Here is a 16,822-nt window from a genome sequence, read left to right as displayed (position 1 = left end):
CAACCTTGCGGCAAAGAGCGCCTTGACGCTCCAACGGGCGCATGTCATGACCCATTCCGTAGCTTTGGAGCAAGACTCGTGCGCAAAACCATGACCGTACTTATGGAGCGGCCGTTCGCGGGGTGACCTTGAAGTCACGTCGTAGCTCGGTCGCGCGCGCAAAGGTCCTTCGGGACCTTTTTTCTTTTCCGCTTCCCTCCAGTTCAGTTTTCCCGCCCCCTTCCCACTCGGACCTGCCCCATGACCGCCCATCAAACCATCGAGAGCCAAGCTCCCGCCGACACCATCGATCGCGCCATGACCGGCGCCGAGATCGTGGTTCGCGGCCTCGTGGACCAGGGCGTCGAGGTTCTCTTCGGCTATCCGGGCGGCGCGGTCCTGCCGATCTATGACGCGCTGTTCCATGAACCGCGCCTGCAGCACATCCTGGTCCGGCACGAGCAGGGGGCGACCCATGCCGCCGAGGGCTACGCGCGCAGCTCGGGCAAGCCGGGCGTCGTCCTGGTCACCTCGGGCCCGGGCGCGACCAACGCCATCACCGGCATCATGGACGCCCTGATGGACTCGATCCCGATGGTCGTCATCACCGGCCAGGTCCCGACCCACCTGATCGGCACCGACGCCTTCCAGGAAGCCGACACGGTCGGCATGACCCGCTCGTGCACCAAGCACAACTACCTGGTCAAAGACGTCCGCGACCTGCCCAAGATCATCCACGAGGCCTTCAAGATCGCCACCACCGGCCGCCCGGGCCCGGTGCTGATCGACATTCCCAAGGACGTCCAGTTCGCCAAGGGCGAATATTACGGCCCGACCGAGATCGCCTCGACCCACGCCTATGCGCCGAAGATCAAGGGCGACGCCAATCGCATCGCCGACGCCGCCCGGATGATCGCCCAAGCGCGCCGCCCGATCTTCTACACCGGCGGCGGCGTCATCAACGCCGGTCCCAAGGCCAGCCAGGCCCTGCGCGAGTTCGCGGCCCTGACCGGCGCGCCGGTCACCTCGACCCTGATGGGCCTGGGCGCCTTCCCGGCGGCCGATCCGGCCTGGCTGGGCATGCTGGGCATGCACGGCACGTTCGAGGCCAACAACGCCATGCACGACTGCGACGTGATGATCTGCGTCGGCGCCCGCTTCGACGACCGCGTCACCGGCCGGCTGGACGCCTTCTCGCCGGGCAGCAAGAAGATCCACATCGATATCGACGCCTCGTCGATCAACAAGAACGTCCGCGTCGACCTGCCGATCGTCGGCGACGCCGGCAGCGTCCTGGAAGACCTGATCGTCGCATGGAAGGCCGGCGGCCACAAGGCCAACAAGGCCGCCTTGAGCGATTGGTGGGCCCAGATCGACGTCTGGCGGGCGCGCCAGTGCCTGAACTACCGAGGCTCCGAGACGGCGATCAAGCCGCAGTACGCCATCGAGCGGCTGTATGCGCTGACCAAGGACAAGGACGTCTATATCACCACTGAGGTCGGCCAGCATCAGATGTGGGCCGCCCAGTTCTTCCGCTTCGAGGAGCCCAATCGCTGGATGACCTCCGGGGGCCTGGGCACCATGGGCTACGGCCTGCCCGCCGCCATCGGCGTCCAGTTGGCCCATCCGGGTTCGCTAGTCATCGACATCGCCGGCGAAGCCTCGATCCAGATGTGCATCCAGGAACTGTCGACGGCCATCCAGTTCGACCTGCCGGTCAAGATCTTCATCCTGAACAACGAGCGGATGGGCATGGTGCGCCAATGGCAGCAACTGCTACACGGCGAGCGCTACAGCCACTCCTATTCCGACAGCCTGCCCGACTTCGTGAAACTGGCCGAGGCCTATGGCGCGGTCGGCATCCGTTGCGACAATCCCGGCGACCTGGACGCCAAGATCCAGGAGATGATCGCCTGCGACCGGCCAGTGATCTTCGAATGCCTGGTCGAGAAGGACGAGAACTGCCTGCCGATGATCCCCTCGGGCAAGGCCCACAACGAGATGATCATGGGCGACATCGAAGACATTGGCAACGTGATCGGCGAGGATGGCGCGGGGTTGGTCTAAGCCCCTCGCCCTTCCCTATTCATTTGGCATAGAAGCGATCCATGACCGCCAACGTCCAACCCGCCCCCGCCTCGGCCTACGACCTTAGCCCCAACGAGCAGGTCGAGCAGACCGCGACCTTCGCCCTGCTCGTCGACAACGAGCCCGGCGTCCTGCATCGCGTCGTCGGCCTGTTCGCCGCGCGCGGCTACAACATCGAGAGCCTCACGGTCGCCGAGACCGACCGCAAGGCTCACACCAGCCGGATCACCGTGGTGACCCGCGGCACCCGCCAGGTGCTGGACCAGATCGAGGCCCAGTTGAACAAGGTCGTGAACGTCCGTCGCGTGCATGACGTCACCCGCGACCCGAACGGCGTCGAGCGCGAACTGGCCCTCGTGAAGGTGCGCGGCTCCGGCGCCGATCGCGTCGAGGCCTTGCGCGTCGCCGACATCTTCCGCGCCAAGCCGGTCGACACCACGCTGGAAAGCTTCGTGTTCGAGATCTCGGGCGCGCCGTCCAAGATCGACAAGTTCCTGGACCTGATGCGTCCCCTGGGGCTGGTGGAACTTTCCCGCACGGGCGTCCTTTCCATCGAGCGGGGCGTCGAAGGGATGTAGCGGATGACCGGCCTGACCGGACTGATCGCGGGGCTGGCCCTCGCCATCCAGCAGGCCCCGCCCCCCTCTGATCCATCGACCTGGTGGTCATCGGAGGTTCCACGCCCGACCGCCGAGCAGGAGCCGCTCTACACCCGCCGGCTCGGCAAGTCCGAACAGCCCATTCCCATCGACAACGGCGTCGAGCCCCTGCTCTACCGCCTCTGGGGCCTGCAGCCGCTGCAGAACCAGATCCTGCGCAGGGGTGAGTTGATCCTGGAGGTGTGGGCCCGCCCCGCCCGCGGCGTGCGCCAGGCCGTGACCCGCGTCACCCTGCGCCGCGACGGTCGCGCCTTCGTCCAGGCTCGCGCCGGCCTGGGCTGCTGCACGCCCGAGATCGGCCGCCGCGTCGACATCGACGCCGAACTGACCGCCCCCCTGATCGCGCCCTTGAAGGCCCTGCCCGCCGATCCGGCCTGGAGCCAGCCGCGCTCGGTCATCGTCGACTATGGCGGCGGCGCGGTGTCGGCGCTCTGCGTCGACGGCGTGTCGTGGGACGTGACCCTGGTCATCCCCGGTCAGGCCCGCCATCTGCGCCGCGCCTGCGACGACGCGGAGGTCGGCTCGATCGCCGGGATCCTGTCGGCGGCGATCGGCGCGGCCGTTGGACGCGACCCGCGCTTCGACGCCGTCCTGCCCAGGGGCGCCGACTTCTCGCGCCAGCAAAGGGCCTATGACGACCTGCTGGCGTCGGGAGGCCGATTGAAGCCGGACGCATCCGACCGGTCGCAGCCGCCCGCCGTCCCGCTTCCGCCGGACGACGAGCCGCCAGCTGACGTCAGCCGACCTTCAGGATCTTGAAGCGGTAGAGCAGCGCGCCGAGGATCGCGCCGATCGCCGGGGCGACAAAGAACAGCCACAGCTGGGCCAGCGCCTGCCCGCCAGCCAAGACCGCTGGACCGAAACTGCGGGCCGGATTGACCGAGACGCCGGTGACCTGGATGCCGACGATGTGGATCACCGCCAGGGCGATGCCGATCCCCAGGCCGGCGAAACCAGGCGCGGCGTCGGCGCCGGTCGCGCCCAGAATGACGATGACGAAAAGCGCCGTCATCACGACCTCGAAGACAAAGGCCGCGTGCAGCGGATAGGCGCCGAGATAGCCTGGCCCCCAACCGTTCTGGCCCAGATTGGCCGTGCTTCCCGCGATGCTGGCCAGCACCGCCGCGCCGGCCAAAGCCCCCACGAACTGGGCGATCCAGTAGAGGACCATCTCCTTGGCGTTCATTCGACCGGCGACGAACGCCGCGAGACTGACCGCCGGATTGACGTGACATCCTGAGACCGGGCCGATGCCATACGCCAGGGCGATGATGGCGAAACCGAAGGCCAGGGCGATGCCCAGCTGGCCAACGTGATCTCCGCCCAAGACCGCGGCTCCGCAGCCGAATAGAACCAAAGCAAATGCGCCAATGAATTCGGCAACAATTTTTGACATTTTGGAACCTCCCGATCGAATTTCATAAAATTCACTGTACGATGTGAATGAATATGCATTCTACCGGCAAGTCTAAGAATATCTATACTGCCCCCTAGGCGCCAGCCACCGGCTCCGGCTGTTCCCGCAGGCGCGCCACGTCCCTGAGCGGCGGCGCGCCGAACAGGCGGGCGTACTCGCGGCTGAACTGCGAGGGGCTGTCATAGCCGACCGCGTGGCCAGCCGTGGCCGCGTCCAGGCGCTGGATCAGGATCAGCCGTCGCGCCTCCTGCAGGCGGATCTGCTTCTGATACTGCAGCGGCGACAGCGAGGTCACCGCCTTGAAGTGCTGGTGCAGGGCCGAAGCGCTCATCCGCGCCTCGTCGGCCACGGCGTCGATGCTGAAAGGCTGGTCGAAGTTGCGCTTGATCCAGCCGATGGCGCGGTTGACCTGGCGCAGGCGGCCGTCGCGGCGAGCAATCTGGGCCAGCCGCGGCCCCTGCGGCCCGGTCAGCAGGCGATAGAGCATCTCGCGCTCGATCAGCGGCGCCAGAATCGGCGCGTCCTCGGGGCAATCCATCAGGCCGACCATTCGGCAGGCCGCGTCGAACAACTGCGGCGTCATCGCCCCGGCCGACATGCCGCCGACCAGGGGCGCGGCGGCGTCCAGCCGTGCGGCCAGGCCGCACTCCATGATCATTTCGCTGATCAGGTTGGCGTCGAGCACGACGCGAAAGGCCAGGTAGGGCTTCTCGGGCGAGGCCTCGATCACCTGGCCGGCCACCGGCACGTCGATCGACGACAGGAAGAAGTTCACGTCGTCGTATTCATGGATGGCGTCGCCGACCAGCACCCGCTTGCGGCCTTGGGCCAGTACGCAGAACGACGGATCGTGCACGGCGTGCATGGGCTCGGTCGGCGCATGGACGCGGTAGAGGTTGACCCTGGGGCAACAAGTCTCGACCGGACCTTCGTTCGGCGCGAATCGTTCAATCAGGGCGGCCAGCGCCTCGCGCGTGCTCATGGGATTTCTCTTGTTCTAACGAGGCTATCAATAAGCCTTGCACGATCCTCCGTCACGCGACGCCGTTCGGTTCTGGATTTTCGTGCAATCATGCCGGAGCATCGATCTACCGGCTGGACGGGCCTGTGCGCCATATTGGCCTCGTTCCGCTCCCCAACGCGGCAACCCCCAAAATTCAGGTGCGCCTTGAGACGCTACACGCCCCGACGCGGCGTGGCGGCTCCGCGCTGGTTCGTCGCCGCCCTGCTGGGCGGGACAGCCGCGCTGACCGCCATGACCGCCACCCTTCCCACCGTTTCGGCCGCTCCGGCCCCCTCTTCTTCATGGAGCATCGCCCGATGATGATGTCCGCCATCGTTCCCCACATCCCCGTCGCCGGCGTCTGGTCGTCGCCCGACGGCCACGTCTCGCTGGAGCTGCGCGCCGACGGCCGCTTCATCGAGACCCGCGCCGACTTCCCCGACGTCTTCACCGGCGTCTACGTCCTGGTCGGCGAGCGGCTGAAGCTGTTCGAGGATCGCGGCGCGGTCATCAGCGGCACGCTGATCGATGGTCGCCTGAGCCTGGGAACCGCCTAAGCCTGGGCCCGCCCTTCCCTTGGCGGGTCGAACCCCCTATATTGGAAATGTCCGGTTTCGGCCGAACTATGGGGATAAACGCGCACGTAATAAGCGGACTGGACCCGGGTGCGATTCCCGGCGGCTCCACCAATCTCTCCCAAGTTATCATGGGACTGCATGGGGCCGATCAGCATCGACAGACGTGTAAAGGTGTATGCTTTCTCTCGGCTTGATCCACCGTTTCGGGTCATTTTTCTAAATGCGAACGATAACTTCGCTGAAGAGTTCGCCGTCGCCGCGTAATGCGGTGCAGGTGAATTCGCCTCTTAAGTCCTAGGGGTTCAGATCCCTAGGCGGGGCCCGGAGGGAGCCTGCCAACAGAATCCCTCCACTTTCCTCACATAGACGAGAACGACATCGTTTGCGCACCGACGGATTCCGTCGCCGCCCGCTTTGCGCGAGGCCTTCGACGCGCTAGGTTCTCGGCTTCGCTCTCAGTTCGAAGTACCGACTCCAGGCATGTCCCAGACCAATCCGCCCGAAGACCTCATGCAGTACGAGGCCATGGCCCAGGACGCCCTGCGCGGCGTGGTCAAGGCGGCCTTGAAGAAGGCGGCCGCGCCCGGTGGCCTGCCCGAGCCGCATCATCTGTACATCACCTTCAAGACCAAGGCGGCCGGCGTCTCGGGCCCGCAGGATCTGCTGGGCAAGTACCCGGACGAGATGACCATCGTCCTGCAGCATCAGTACTGGGACCTCGCCCCGGGCGAGACCTTCTTCTCGGTGACCCTGAAGTTCGGCGGCCAGCCCAAGCGCCTGTCGGTCCCCTATACGGCCCTCACGCGCTTCTATGACCCCTCGGTGCAGTTCGCCCTGCAGTTCTCCGCCCCCGAGGTCATCGAGGACGAGCCAGAGCCCGAACCCCAGGCCGAAGACAAGACCCCCGCCCCGACTGGCGAAGAAGGCCCCAAGATCGTCTCCCTGGACCAGTTCCGGAAGAAATGAGCGCCCGTAAGAAATGAACGATGTGGCCTCCGACGCTCCGCAGACCCTGAGCGACGAGGCGATCCTCGCGCGCTTCCGCGCGTCCAAGAACGCGCCCACCGGATCCCAGACCCTGGGCTTCGAACTGCTGGCCGTGCGCCAGGCCGATCGCGAGGTCGAGGTCGGTTTCACGGCGCGCGCCGAGCTCCTGTGCAATCCAATGGGGCAGATCCAGGGTGGTTTCGTCTGCGCCATGCTGGACGAGTGCATGTCGGTCGCCGGCATGATCACTTCGGGCATGACCCACGTGGTTCCCACCCTGGAGATGAAGACCAGCTTCCTGCGCCCGGCCATGCCCGGGTCGCTGCGCGGCGTCGGCCGCGTGGTCAAATGGGGTCGGACGGTCTGCTTCATGGAGGGCGAGCTCTACGACGCGGAGGGCCGCCCGCTGGCCAAGTCCACGGGCACGGCCATTCCAACGCCCTTCGCCAACTTCAAGAAGAAATAGGGGCGGAGCCATGCGGGGGACGGCGGCGGTCATCGGACTTCTGGCTTTCCTGCTCGCGCCGCTCTCATCCGCATTCGCCGCCGGACCGTTCGCCAACTGGAGCGCGGTCGTGGTGGCCGGCGACTTCCACGCCCACTCCGGCGGCCCAACCGAGGCGTTCGACAACGCCCGCCGCGATGTCTCCAAGGCGTTGGTCGAACTGGGCTTCGACAAGGCCGCGCTCCAGCAGTTCTCGGTGCGTCCCGAGCGCTATCCGGCCGAGGCGCCCGGCAAGTCGGAAGCTCGGACCATCTACGACGCCCTCAAGACCCGGGCTTCGACGGCCACGGCGGGCTGCCTGTTCTACATCAGCACGCACGGCAGTCCGGAAGGCGTGATTCTGGGCCGGCAGATGCTGCGCCCCCAACTGCTGGCCGCCCTGCTGAACGACGCCTGTCCCAACCGGCCCAGCGTCGTGGTGATATCCGCCTGTTTTTCGGGCGTCTTCGTTCCGCCATTGCAGAAGACCAACCGCCTGATCCTGACCGCCGCCCGGCCCGATCGCGCCTCGTTCGGCTGCGGCGAGGACGACAAGTATCCCTATTTCGACGACTGCTTCCTGTCGGCCGCGCCCAGCGCCCGCGACTTCGCGTCCCTGGGGGCTGGCGTCCAGGCCTGCGTGGCGCGCCGCGAGAAGGAGGCCGGGGCCGAGCCCGCCTCTGAGCCCCAGGTCTGGATCGGCCCGGCCCTGCGGCCGATGCTGCCGCTCTATGCGTTCAACCGGAGCAGGCCGGCTTCACCCTGACCGGTGATCGGGTTTGACCCCCGCGCCCAGCACGTTACACAAACCCTAGAGCATGATAGCCGAAAGTGGCTGCCGGTTTCGGCGGCCATCATGCTCTGCCTGTTAGATGTAGAGTCTTCCGCTTTACCCAGGGGACATCGTTGACGTCGAGCGTATCGCCCGCAGCCGCCCTTGCGGCGGCCTTCATCGCACTATGGTCCATCACGGGATCGGAGGCGCGGGCGCAAGACGCTTCGCCGCCCCCTGTCTTGAGCGAACCAACGCTGGATTCCGCCCCTCGCCCCTATAACAGCTTGCGTCCGCGCCGGGTGCGGCCCCGTCCCGCCGTGAAGGCGGTGACGCCGCCCCGCCCCGTCGCGACTCCAACCGCCGCCTCGGCGACGCCGACTCCAGCCGCGCCCGCCATCCCGGCGCCCACCGCCCATACGCCAATGTCGGCGCCGGAGCTGGAAGCCTTCGTCGACGGCGTCGTCCGCCGCGCCATGAGCCGCGACCACATCGCCGGCGTCACCCTGTCGGTGGTCCAGAACGGCCAGGTGGTGCTGAAGAAGGGCTACGGCTTCTCGAACCTGGGCCAGCGCAAACCGGTCGATCCGGACAAGACTCTGTTCCGCGTCGCCTCGATCTCCAAGACGTTCACCTGGATCACCCTGATGAACCAGATCGAGTCAGGCCACATGCGCCTCGACGGCCCCGTGAACCTCTATCTTCCCGAACCGCTGCAACTGAAAGATCAGGGCAAGAAGACCCAGGTGCGCCTGCGCGACCTGATGACCCACACCGGCGGGTTCGAAGACCGGTCGATGGGCCAGTTGTTCGAGCGCGATCCGAGCCGCGTCCGCACCCTGGCCGACTATCTGCGCCAGGAACGTCCGCGCCGGGTGCGCGAACCCGGCCTGCTGCCCAGCTATTCGAACTATGGCGCCGCCCTGGCCGGCGCCGCTGTCGCCAACGTCACGGGCAAGCCCTACGAGCAGTTGGTCAGCGAGGAGATCATCCTGCCGGCGGGCATGAACCACACGACCTTCCGCGAAGCCCGTCCGTGGCGCGACGGCCTGCCCGCGCCGATGAACGAGACCCTGGCCGCCGACCTTTCGGACGGCTTCTCGTGGACGCCGATGGGCTGGAAGACCCAGCCGCGCGAGTTCATGGGACAGGTGGCCCCGGCCGCTTCGGCTTCGAGCACGGCCGGCGACATGGCGCGCTACATGACCCTGCTGCTGAACGGCGGGGTGATCGACGGCAAGACCATCTTCTCACCGAAGACCGCCCTGGCCTTCCGCACGCCGATGTACCGCCCCGCGCCGGAAGCGGCCGGCTGGAACGCCGGCTTCCAGGACAGCCCGATGCCCGGCAGTCGCCGCGGTTACGGCCACCAGGGCGCGACGCTCTACTTCTATTCCAACATGGTGATCGTGCCGGACCTGGGCTTGGGCATCTTCGTCTCGGTCAATACCGACAGCGGCGCGAACCTGCCCGCCACCCTGCCCGCGACCATCGTCGAGCACTTCTACGCCCCCGCCCCGGCCGTGCCGACCGACAGCGCCATCAGCTACGAGCAGGCCAGGGCCTATGAAGGCGACTATCTGACCACGCGCCGCGCCTATGGCGGGCTGGAGGGCTTCACCAACCGCATCATCGGCCGCGCCAATGTCCGCGCCACCGCCGACGGCCGCCTGACCGTGACCGAGGGCGGCGTCAGCAGCCTCTATAACGGCACGGGACGCCCCGGCGTATTCAAGGCCGTCGACGGCCCGCTGATCCTAGTGTTCGACGCCAACGGCGACCGGCCGTCGCGCTTCTACGCCGCGCGGGGCCTCTCGACCTATGAACGGATCGGCTTCTTCCGCTCGGCTGGCCTGTTGCGCTGGACGGCGATCATCGCGGGCTTCGCCAGCGTGGCCACCATTCTGGGCGTCCTGTTCCGCAACCGCCGCGAGGCTCGCCAGACGCCGGTCCAGGCGCGCGCCGCCCAGATGCAGACCATGCAGGCGGTGCTGTGGCTGATCTCGGCCGGCTGCATGGGCGTGTTCGCGGCCAAGGCCTCGGATCAGACCGCCGTCTTCTTCGGCTGGCCCTCGGGCTGGCTGCTTAGCGGCTCGGCCTGCGCCCTGGTCGCCGCCGCCCTGAGCGTCCTGACCTTGGGCGCCCTGCCGATGGTCTGGCGCGGCGGCCGCCGGGTCGACAGCTGGAGCGGCGGTCGCAAGCTGGCCTTCACCTTCACCGCCCTGCTCTTCGTCCTGCTCAGCGTTCTCCTGGGCCTGTGGGGTTACCTGCTGCCCAAGAGCTAGCCTTGTCACGGTCCACCCCTCGCTTCGTTTCCCGGCGCCCGGCTTGCAGATCGCCGTTCCGGGAAACGAGCGAGGGAGACGCGACGTGTCAAAACTGGACGGTCTGGCGTTTGGGGGAACGGGACTGGCGGCCTGGTCGGCGGCGACGCTGTTCTATGCCGCTTTCGGCGGGGGACTTCTGGAAAGCGCCTTCTGGTTCTACGTGATCAACGCATTCGCGGCCGCCGCCGCCGTGACCTTCGCCTTCCAGGCGGTGGCGCGGCTGACGCGCACGCCGCGCCGCCGCCGTCTGTTCGCGATGATCCTGTTCTCGACGCCCGGCCTCGTCGCCGGGAGCTTGGTGGTCTCGCGCTATGCCGAGATCATGCCGTCGGGTGATCCCGTCAGCGTCGGCCGCTATGGCGCCTTCCTGATGGTGCTGTACGTGGCCGTGGCCGCCTCAGTCTTCGAGCGTTCGCCGCATAAGGCTTGAGTTCAGCTTGCGCACCTGGATGATGATCCGCTCACGCTCGCCCGGACGGCGCTCGACCAGCAGCCGGGCGACCTGGGCGTCGTCGTGGAAGGCGTAGCCCTTGATGGCGTCCAACAGGGCCTTGGCCAGGTTGTCCAGATCCATCCAGGGCGGCTCGCCCATATACTCCATGCCGATTTCGACGCTGAACTCGCCCCAGGCAGGGCGCGAGCCGCGCCAGGACTTGCGGAAGAACTCGTAGATCAGCGGCTTGTAATACTTGCCCTGGGTGGTCAGGCCGTCGACCATGATGGTCAACTCGCCTCCGGCCTCGCGGGCGCGGACCTTGCCGTGGTGGGTCCAGTCGTCTTCGGACAAGCGTTCAGAACCTCGAGCCTAGGAGCCTGTCCCGTTTAGATGGAACCATCTAGATGGGATAAACAGGCTCTAGAATTAGACATTTAGAGCCCTTTCGAACGCTTTAGATGATTCCATCTAAAGCTAAAGGGCTCTAGGGGCCGAGCGCCTAGGCGCCCATCATTTCGGCCAGCTTTAGCACGGTGTTCCAGTTCCGGGTCGTGCCGACCGGATTGCGCTTCGTCTTCTTCCAATCCCGATCAAGCATCGAGTCGGCGATGCTGATCGGGAAGTCGATATAGAGCTCCCGCGCCGCGACCGCGAACCGCTCCGGTCCAGTGTTCGCCGCTCTCAGGATCTCTTCGTCGCCCTTCGGCAGCGGCGCCTTCAGGAAATTGACGATCAAGTGGCTGGGATGGTCCTCGGCCTCGGCCTTGAACGGATTGCCGTCGATGACCGCCCGCAGGTCCGCCAGGGAGCGAACCATGAAGTCGGTGCGCAGGCCGATGCGGGCCTCAAGGGCGTCTTCAAGCACCTGTTCCAGCGCGGCTCCGCCCTCATGCTTCCCCCAAAGCAGGAGATTGCCGCTGGCCAGATAGGTCTTGGCCTCCGTGAAGCCGACGTCCTTGGCGATGCCCAGCAGGTCTTCCTTCAGCACCTTGCGCTTACCCGTGTTGATCGAACGGGGCAGCGCCAAATAGGGGATCATGCGGGGTCTCCTTGCGAACATTGCCCTCTCGCCGCTCAAGGTCTAGACCGCGCTCGACCGTTTTTCCGGAGATCGCCGCATGACCGCCACGCGCATCGAGACCGACACCTTTGGCCCGATCGAAGTCGCCGCAGACCGCTATTGGGGCGCGCAAGCCCAGCGCAGCCTGGGCAACTTCAAGATCGGCTGGGAGAAGCAACCCCTGCCGGTCGTCCGCGCCCTGGGCATCGTCAAGCGCGCCGCCGCCGAGACCAACCTGAAGCTGGGCAAGCTGGACCCCAAGATCGCCGAGACGATCATCGCGGCCGCCAACGAGGTGATCGACGGCAAACTGAACGACCACTTCCCGCTGGTCGTCTGGCAGACGGGCTCGGGCACCCAGTCGAATATGAACGCCAACGAGGTGATCTCGAACCGCGCGATCGAGATGCTGGGCGGCGAGATGGGCAGCAAGAAGCCCGTCCACCCCAATGACCACGTCAATATGAGCCAGTCGTCGAACGACACCTATCCGACGGCCATGCACGTGGCCTGCGCGGAGCAGATCGTCCACGACCTGCTGCCGGCCCTGAAGCACCTGCACGCCGCCCTGGAAGCCAAGACCAAGGCCTGGGCCGACATCATCAAGATCGGCCGCACCCACACCCAGGACGCCACCCCGCTCACGCTCGGCCAGGAATTCGGCGGCTACGCCCAGCAGGTCGCCAACGGCATCGAGCGCATCGAGAGCACCCTGCCCAAGCTGATGCAGCTGGCCCAGGGCGGCACCGCCGTCGGCACCGGCCTGAACGCCCCCATTGGCTTCGCGGAAGGCGTGGCCGAGGCCATCGCCGCGATCACCGGCCTTGAGTTCACCACCGCTCCGAACAAGTTCGAGGCCCTGGCCGCCCACGACGCCATGGTCTTCAGCCACGGCGCCATCAACACGGTCGCCGCCAGCCTGTTCAAGATCGCCAACGACATCCGCTTCCTGGGCTCGGGCCCGCGCGCCGGCCTGGGCGAGCTGTCGCTGCCGGAAAACGAGCCGGGCTCGTCGATCATGCCGGGCAAGGTCAATCCGACCCAGTGCGAAGCCCTGACCCAAGTCTGCGTCCAGGTGTTCGGCAACAACGCCGCCTTGACCTTCGCCGGCAGCCAGGGCCACTTCGAACTGAACGTCTACAATCCGGTGATGGCCTACAACTTCCTGCAGTCGGTCCGCCTGCTGGCCGATGCGGCGATCAGCTTCACCGACAACTGCGTCGTCGGCATCGAACCGCGCGTCGACAACATCAAGAAGGGCGTCGAGAACAGCCTGATGCTGGTCACGGCCCTGAACGGCCGCCTCGGCTATGACATCTGCGCCAAGATCGCCAAGACGGCCCACAAGAACGGCACCACGCTGCGCGAGGAAGCCGTCGGCGGCGGCTATCTGACGAACGAAGAGTTCGACCAGTACGTCCGCCCGGAAAAGATGGTCTCGCCGGGCTGAGGCTCCAGCGGCGGCGAGCTGGCGGGAGTTGACGGCCTGTGCGTCCGATGTTCCCGCCGGCCAAACCGCGATATGCTCCGCCCATGGACGCGCCCGAACTCGACCTCGGCATCGACCCCGAACTGCTGGCCCAGGCCAAGCGGCTGGGCATTTCCGTCTCAGGCATGAGCGAGACGCAGCTGCGGTTGCATCTGCAGAAGGTCGACCCGGCCGGCGCAGAGGAACGAGCCCGGCGGTGGGCCGAGGAAAACGCCGAAGCGATCAAGGAGCACAATCTCTTCATCGAAGAGCACGGCCTTCTCTCGGATCATCTGCGGACTTGGTGAGTGCGCCAGTTCGATCTGTACGAGAACCCGATTTCCGCGATGCGGGCGGCCGTGCCGTTCGTGCTCGTCCTCTCGTCGCACTATGCGACCGGACTGACCGAAGCGATCGTCGCACCGGTTCTGAGAGGCAGGACGGCGCCTGTCACCGCTTTCGAAATCCCATTGGAACGCGATGATGAAAGTCTGCTCATCAGCGTGACCGGCATGATCGCGATCCGTCACACGGATCTGCGTCGCCAGGTCGGTTCGGCGGTCAAGCACGAGGACGCCATCCGTCGCGCGCTCGACCGCCTGTTCACCGGGTTCTAGTTGACGCGCACCACGTCGCGGCCGATCGGCGCCAGGGCGATGTAGGCCAGTTGCAAATCCTTGATGGCGAACGGGATGCCGATGATCGTGATCGCCTCGGCGACGGCGACCACCACGTGGCCCAGGGCCAGCCACCAGCCGGCCAGGATGAACCAGATCACGTTCAGGACCACGCCCAGCGGCCCAGAGCCCAGGCCGACCTCGCGGGCGACGATCTCTTTGCCGAACGGCCAGAAGGCGAAGCCGGCAATGCGGAAGGCCGCGCCGGCATAGGGCAGGCCCACGATGGTGATCGCCAGCAGCACGCCGGCCAGAAGCCAGCCCAGGCCGGTGACCAGACCGCCGCAGAAGAACCACAGCACGTTCAGGATGAAACGGATCACGTCCAAAGTCCCCAGCAAGGGCAAAGCGCCCCGGCCCTAGACGTGGCCCCGCCCGCCCTTTCTGTGAAGGGCGTTACGGCGAATTCACCTCAGGGCTAGGACTTGATCAGCTGCCATTTGCGCGCCCACCGCCCCTTGCCGAAGCGGCTGAGCGTCAGGAGGTAGATGCCGGCGTAAACCACGGTCCCGACGCCGATCAGCACCCAGCCCCAGATCCCCGGCATATGCAGGGCTGGCGCGGTGGTGATCCAGTCGTGCCGCGGCGAGGTGAACTCCAGCCACAGGCCCCCGACCCAGATCAAGGCGAACAGCGCCACGACCGGATAGCGCACGATCGGGCTACGCTGGATCAACAGCCAGAACTGGACAAGGGCCGCTGTCGCACCGACGGCCAGACCCGCCAGCCATGCCCACAGGGGGTCGGGCGCGAGCCGCGCGACCCGCAGGCCGGCCCAGACGGGCGCCCACAGGATCGGGCCCAGCATGAGGATGATCAGCACGGCGGCGATCAGCAGGCCCAAGCCGCCGCCGATCACCTTGCCGGCGACCTCTCCGGCCTCGTGCGGCCGGATGTTCGGATCGCCGCCGGGATTTTCCGGCGACGTCGCGACGACGGTCTGGAGACGCGGCAGGGTCTGGCCGGGCCACACCGGAGGAAGTCCGCCGTAGGAGGATGACTTCCGCTTGAACATCAGGTCCTGCGACTGACCGCGAAATCGGCCAGATCTTCCAGCGCCTCGCGCCAGTCGTTGGCCGGGAAGATCGCCAGCGCCGCCTTGGCCTTGTCGGCATAGTCGGCGGCCAGGTCGAGCGTGGCGTCCAGGGCCCCCGAACCGACGATCAGCTCGCGGGCGCGGCGGAAGTCGGCCTCGGTCTGCTCGCGACGGCCGATGGCGCGCTCCCAGAACTCGGCCTCGCGGGGGCCCGAGCGGGCGATGGCCAGCAGCAGCGGCAGGGTCGCCTTGCCTTCGCGGAAGTCGTCGCCGGCGTTCTTGCCCAGGGTCTCGGTCGTGCCGCCGTAGTCGAGCGCGTCGTCGACCAGCTGGAAGGCCAGGCCGAGATTCAGGCCATAGGCCTTCAGCGCGTCGGTCCTGGCGGCGTCGACCCCGGCCGAGACCGCGCCGGCCTCGGAGGCCGCAGCGAACAGCTCGGCGGTCTTGGCCTGGATGATCTCGAGATAGACGGCCTGCGACAGGTTCAGGTCGTGGCTGCGCATCAGCTGCAGCACTTCGCCCTCGGCGATGACCCGGCTGGCGCGGGCCAGGATTTCCAGCGCCTTCATCGAGTTGGTCTCGACCATCAGCTCGAAGGCGCGGGCGAACAGGAAGTCGCCGACCAGCACGCTCTGCGCCGCGCCCCAGATCAGGTGCGCGGCGACCTTGCCGCGGCGCAGCTGGCTGCCGTCGACCACGTCGTCGTGCAGCAGGGTGGCGGTGTGGATGAACTCGACGGCCGCGGCCAGCTTCAGGCAGTGGTCGTTGTCGACCCCCTCTCCGCTTGCACGGGCGAGCCGCGCGGCGGCGACGGTCAACAGCGGACGGAGGCGCTTGCCGCCGGCGGCGATCAGGTGCTCGGCCAGGGCCGGGATGATCGGCACGTCGCTTTGCATGCGGTCGGTGATCAGGGCGTTGACGCCCTTCATGTCGGCCTCGGCGAGGCGCACGAGACGATCCACCGAACCCGGCTTACGGGTGAGGGTCGCTGCGGCTGCGTCCAAGACTATGCTCTCCTTGCGGCTCCCCCCGGGATGAACCGTTGCGAGGGACAATGGTGGCGGGATAGGTCACGGTCAAGGCGAGCACAAGGCCTAGAAAGCATTGGACGAACAGCAGGTGACGGAGGATCGGGTTCTGGGGGGCCGCGTACGGCTGCGCCAGAAGCCCGACGGATACAGGGCCGGCATGGACGCGGCCCTGCTGGCGGCCGCCTGCGACGCCCTGCCCGGCCAACGCGTGATCGAGCCCGGCTGCGGGGTCGGCGGCGCCCTGCTGGCCGCCGCGACTCGTCGGCCCGAGTCGTTCTTCCAGGGCGTTGAGCGTGATTCCGCCGCCGCCGCCCTGGCCGCCGGCAACGCCGCGCTGAACGGCCTGAACGACCGCGTCAGCGTGGTCGAGGGCGACGTCGAGGCCGGTTTTCGCGCCCTGGCCCTGCCCGTCTTCGACGCGGTGATGACCAATCCCCCGTTCTTCGACGACCCGACCGCCTTGCGCGCCCCCGCCCCGGCCAAGAGCGGCGCCTGGATGGCCGACGGGGGCCTGACCGCCTGGACGGGCTTTTGCCTGAAAGCCGTGCGCGAGGGCGGGACGATCACGATCATCCACCGCGCCGACCGGCTGGCCGACCTTCTCGAACAGCTGGCCCCCAAGGCAGGCTCGTTCAGGATTCGCCCGATCGCCCCCTTCGCCGACGCTCCGGCCAAGCGGGTGATCGTGCGGGCGATCAAGACGGGCAAGGCGCCGCTGGCGCTGCTGCCGCCGCTGGTGCTGCACGATCGCGAAGGCGGCAAGCACACGGCGCGGGCCGAGGCGATTCTGCGCGGGGAAGCAGCGCTGGACTGGTGAGGC

The 16,822-nt window shown here is 67.0% G+C and carries 21 protein-coding genes and 1 other RNA gene; 15 read left to right on the top strand and 7 right to left on the bottom strand.

The annotated features are described in order from the left end of the window. Nucleotides 1-78 precede the first annotated feature (78 nt). From AC1RNC_RS02870 to AC1RNC_RS02855, 4 genes are all read left to right on the top strand, one after another. Nucleotides 79-126, top strand: a complete 48-nt coding sequence (locus AC1RNC_RS02870; protein WP_175582080.1) for a hypothetical protein — start codon at nucleotides 79-81, stop codon at nucleotides 124-126. A 114-nt stretch (nucleotides 127-240) separates the two neighbouring features. Then, nucleotides 241-2,046: an acetolactate synthase 3 large subunit gene (locus AC1RNC_RS02865; protein WP_492883560.1), complete on the top strand. Its 1,806-nt coding sequence runs from the start codon at nucleotides 241-243 to the stop codon at nucleotides 2,044-2,046. Nucleotides 2,047-2,087: 41 nt separating this feature from the next. Then, a complete protein-coding gene (ilvN, locus tag AC1RNC_RS02860; protein ID WP_492883558.1) occupies nucleotides 2,088-2,645 on the top strand; it encodes an acetolactate synthase small subunit in 558 nt (185 codons plus the stop codon). A gap of 3 nt (nucleotides 2,646-2,648) precedes the next feature. Next, nucleotides 2,649-3,485: a hypothetical protein gene (locus AC1RNC_RS02855; protein ID WP_492883556.1), complete on the top strand. Its 837-nt coding sequence runs from the start codon at nucleotides 2,649-2,651 to the stop codon at nucleotides 3,483-3,485. Here AC1RNC_RS02855 and AC1RNC_RS02850 read toward each other — a convergent pair. Together AC1RNC_RS02850 and AC1RNC_RS02845 are read right to left on the bottom strand one after the other, a co-directional pair. Continuing rightward, nucleotides 3,463-4,122, bottom strand: a complete 660-nt coding sequence (locus AC1RNC_RS02850) for an aquaporin (protein WP_492883554.1) — start codon at nucleotides 4,120-4,122, stop codon at nucleotides 3,463-3,465. The two genes, AC1RNC_RS02855 and AC1RNC_RS02850, sit on opposite strands and share 23 nt — an antisense overlap. A gap of 94 nt (nucleotides 4,123-4,216) precedes the next feature. Then, entirely contained in the window at nucleotides 4,217-5,125 is a 909-nt protein-coding gene (locus tag AC1RNC_RS02845) for an AraC family transcriptional regulator (RefSeq protein ID WP_492883552.1), read from the bottom strand. 338 nt (nucleotides 5,126-5,463) lie between these two features. On the opposite strand from AC1RNC_RS02845, the gene AC1RNC_RS02840 reads away from it, so the two are divergent. The 7 genes from AC1RNC_RS02840 (at nucleotide 5,464) to AC1RNC_RS02810 (ending at nucleotide 10,724) form a co-directional block, all read left to right on the top strand. Then, nucleotides 5,464-5,703 carry an Atu4866 domain-containing protein gene (locus AC1RNC_RS02840; RefSeq protein ID WP_492834806.1) on the top strand — a complete coding sequence of 80 codons (240 nt, stop codon included), beginning with the start codon at nucleotides 5,464-5,466 and terminating at the stop codon, nucleotides 5,701-5,703. Between the two features lie 10 nt (nucleotides 5,704-5,713). Next, nucleotides 5,714-6,078: a transfer-messenger RNA gene (gene ssrA / locus AC1RNC_RS02835) on the top strand. Between the two features lie 126 nt (nucleotides 6,079-6,204). Next, nucleotides 6,205-6,690 (top strand): SspB family protein, encoded by a 486-nt coding sequence (locus AC1RNC_RS02830; RefSeq protein ID WP_492883550.1) that lies wholly within the window; start codon nucleotides 6,205-6,207, stop codon nucleotides 6,688-6,690. Nucleotides 6,691-6,703: 13 nt separating this feature from the next. Next, nucleotides 6,704-7,177 (top strand): PaaI family thioesterase, encoded by a 474-nt coding sequence (locus tag AC1RNC_RS02825; RefSeq protein WP_492883548.1) that lies wholly within the window; start codon nucleotides 6,704-6,706, stop codon nucleotides 7,175-7,177. A 10-nt stretch (nucleotides 7,178-7,187) separates the two neighbouring features. Further along, the gene (locus tag AC1RNC_RS02820; protein WP_492834811.1) at nucleotides 7,188-7,961 is read left to right on the top strand and encodes a C13 family peptidase; all 774 of its coding nucleotides are present in this window, start codon (nucleotides 7,188-7,190) and stop codon (nucleotides 7,959-7,961) included. A gap of 140 nt (nucleotides 7,962-8,101) precedes the next feature. Then, nucleotides 8,102-10,252 carry a serine hydrolase domain-containing protein gene (locus tag AC1RNC_RS02815; protein ID WP_492883545.1) on the top strand — a complete coding sequence of 717 codons (2,151 nt, stop codon included), beginning with the start codon at nucleotides 8,102-8,104 and terminating at the stop codon, nucleotides 10,250-10,252. An 85-nt stretch (nucleotides 10,253-10,337) separates the two neighbouring features. Beyond that, nucleotides 10,338-10,724 carry a hypothetical protein gene (locus AC1RNC_RS02810; RefSeq protein ID WP_492834815.1) on the top strand — a complete coding sequence of 129 codons (387 nt, stop codon included), beginning with the start codon at nucleotides 10,338-10,340 and terminating at the stop codon, nucleotides 10,722-10,724. On the opposite strand, the gene AC1RNC_RS02805 is transcribed toward AC1RNC_RS02810, so the two are convergent. Both AC1RNC_RS02805 and AC1RNC_RS02800 read right to left on the bottom strand, forming a co-directional pair. After that, nucleotides 10,692-11,012, bottom strand: a complete 321-nt coding sequence (locus tag AC1RNC_RS02805; protein WP_492884379.1) for a RusA family crossover junction endodeoxyribonuclease — start codon at nucleotides 11,010-11,012, stop codon at nucleotides 10,692-10,694. The genes AC1RNC_RS02810 and AC1RNC_RS02805 overlap by 33 nt on opposite strands. Nucleotides 11,013-11,229: 217 nt before the next feature. Then, entirely contained in the window at nucleotides 11,230-11,769 is a 540-nt protein-coding gene (locus tag AC1RNC_RS02800; RefSeq protein ID WP_492883542.1) for a DUF1697 domain-containing protein, read from the bottom strand. Between the two features lie 79 nt (nucleotides 11,770-11,848). Here AC1RNC_RS02800 and fumC point away from each other — a divergent pair, with 79 nt between their 5' ends. From fumC to AC1RNC_RS02785, 3 genes are all read left to right on the top strand, one after another. Then, nucleotides 11,849-13,240 carry a class II fumarate hydratase gene (gene fumC, locus AC1RNC_RS02795; RefSeq protein WP_492883540.1) on the top strand — a complete coding sequence of 464 codons (1,392 nt, stop codon included), beginning with the start codon at nucleotides 11,849-11,851 and terminating at the stop codon, nucleotides 13,238-13,240. Between the two features lie 83 nt (nucleotides 13,241-13,323). After that, nucleotides 13,324-13,566: a type II toxin-antitoxin system CcdA family antitoxin gene (locus AC1RNC_RS02790; protein WP_492883538.1), complete on the top strand. Its 243-nt coding sequence runs from the start codon at nucleotides 13,324-13,326 to the stop codon at nucleotides 13,564-13,566. Beyond that, the gene (locus AC1RNC_RS02785) at nucleotides 13,567-13,875 is read left to right on the top strand and encodes a CcdB family protein (RefSeq protein ID WP_492883536.1); all 309 of its coding nucleotides are present in this window, start codon (nucleotides 13,567-13,569) and stop codon (nucleotides 13,873-13,875) included. It begins immediately after the preceding gene. On the opposite strand, the gene AC1RNC_RS02780 is transcribed toward AC1RNC_RS02785, so the two are convergent. The 3 genes from AC1RNC_RS02780 to AC1RNC_RS02770 all read right to left on the bottom strand — a co-directional run bounded on the left by AC1RNC_RS02780 (nucleotide 13,872) and on the right by AC1RNC_RS02770 (nucleotide 15,975). Continuing rightward, the gene (locus tag AC1RNC_RS02780; protein ID WP_492883534.1) at nucleotides 13,872-14,258 is read right to left on the bottom strand and encodes a YccF domain-containing protein; all 387 of its coding nucleotides are present in this window, start codon (nucleotides 14,256-14,258) and stop codon (nucleotides 13,872-13,874) included. The genes AC1RNC_RS02785 and AC1RNC_RS02780 overlap by 4 nt on opposite strands. A gap of 95 nt (nucleotides 14,259-14,353) precedes the next feature. Further along, entirely contained in the window at nucleotides 14,354-14,950 is a 597-nt protein-coding gene (locus tag AC1RNC_RS02775) for a hypothetical protein (RefSeq protein ID WP_492883532.1), read from the bottom strand. Next, nucleotides 14,950-15,975, bottom strand: coding sequence for a polyprenyl synthetase family protein (locus AC1RNC_RS02770; protein ID WP_492883531.1), 1,026 nt, complete (start codon nucleotides 15,973-15,975; stop codon nucleotides 14,950-14,952). Before AC1RNC_RS02770 ends, AC1RNC_RS02775 begins: the two co-directional genes overlap by 1 nt. A 184-nt stretch (nucleotides 15,976-16,159) precedes the next feature. Here AC1RNC_RS02770 and AC1RNC_RS02765 point away from each other — a divergent pair, with 184 nt between their 5' ends. Further along, nucleotides 16,160-16,819 carry a methyltransferase gene (locus AC1RNC_RS02765; RefSeq protein ID WP_492884377.1) on the top strand — a complete coding sequence of 220 codons (660 nt, stop codon included), beginning with the start codon at nucleotides 16,160-16,162 and terminating at the stop codon, nucleotides 16,817-16,819. Nucleotides 16,820-16,822 lie beyond the last annotated feature (3 nt).

Source organism: Caulobacter sp. GW822-FHT01G02, from assembly GCF_058802865.1.
Note: the sequence above shows the minus strand (reverse complement) of the source record. Positions and strands in the feature narration are given on the sequence as shown.

Excerpts from the sequence above, each read along its gene's own strand:
- AC1RNC_RS02840 (WP_492834806.1), top strand. The coding sequence starts at position 5,464 with ATGATGATGTCCGCCATCGTTCCCCACATCCCCGTCGCCGGCGTCTGG.
- AC1RNC_RS02820 (WP_492834811.1), top strand. The coding sequence starts at position 7,188 with ATGCGGGGGACGGCGGCGGTCATCGGACTTCTGGCTTTCCTGCTCGCG.
- AC1RNC_RS02790 (WP_492883538.1), top strand. The coding sequence starts at position 13,324 with ATGGACGCGCCCGAACTCGACCTCGGCATCGACCCCGAACTGCTGGCC.
- AC1RNC_RS02855 (WP_492883556.1), top strand. The coding sequence starts at position 2,649 with ATGACCGGCCTGACCGGACTGATCGCGGGGCTGGCCCTCGCCATCCAG.
- AC1RNC_RS02845 (WP_492883552.1), bottom strand. The coding sequence starts at position 5,125 with ATGAGCACGCGCGAGGCGCTGGCCGCCCTGATTGAACGATTCGCGCCG.
- AC1RNC_RS02775 (WP_492883532.1), bottom strand. The coding sequence starts at position 14,950 with ATGTTCAAGCGGAAGTCATCCTCCTACGGCGGACTTCCTCCGGTGTGG.
- ilvN (WP_492883558.1), top strand. The coding sequence starts at position 2,088 with ATGACCGCCAACGTCCAACCCGCCCCCGCCTCGGCCTACGACCTTAGC.
- fumC (WP_492883540.1), top strand. The coding sequence starts at position 11,849 with ATGACCGCCACGCGCATCGAGACCGACACCTTTGGCCCGATCGAAGTC.
- AC1RNC_RS02865 (WP_492883560.1), top strand. The coding sequence starts at position 241 with ATGACCGCCCATCAAACCATCGAGAGCCAAGCTCCCGCCGACACCATC.
- AC1RNC_RS02765 (WP_492884377.1), top strand. The coding sequence starts at position 16,160 with ATGGACGCGGCCCTGCTGGCGGCCGCCTGCGACGCCCTGCCCGGCCAA.
- AC1RNC_RS02805 (WP_492884379.1), bottom strand. The coding sequence starts at position 11,012 with ATGGTCGACGGCCTGACCACCCAGGGCAAGTATTACAAGCCGCTGATC.
- AC1RNC_RS02830 (WP_492883550.1), top strand. The coding sequence starts at position 6,205 with ATGTCCCAGACCAATCCGCCCGAAGACCTCATGCAGTACGAGGCCATG.
- AC1RNC_RS02850 (WP_492883554.1), bottom strand. The coding sequence starts at position 4,122 with ATGTCAAAAATTGTTGCCGAATTCATTGGCGCATTTGCTTTGGTTCTA.
- AC1RNC_RS02800 (WP_492883542.1), bottom strand. The coding sequence starts at position 11,769 with ATGATCCCCTATTTGGCGCTGCCCCGTTCGATCAACACGGGTAAGCGC.
- AC1RNC_RS02825 (WP_492883548.1), top strand. The coding sequence starts at position 6,704 with ATGAACGATGTGGCCTCCGACGCTCCGCAGACCCTGAGCGACGAGGCG.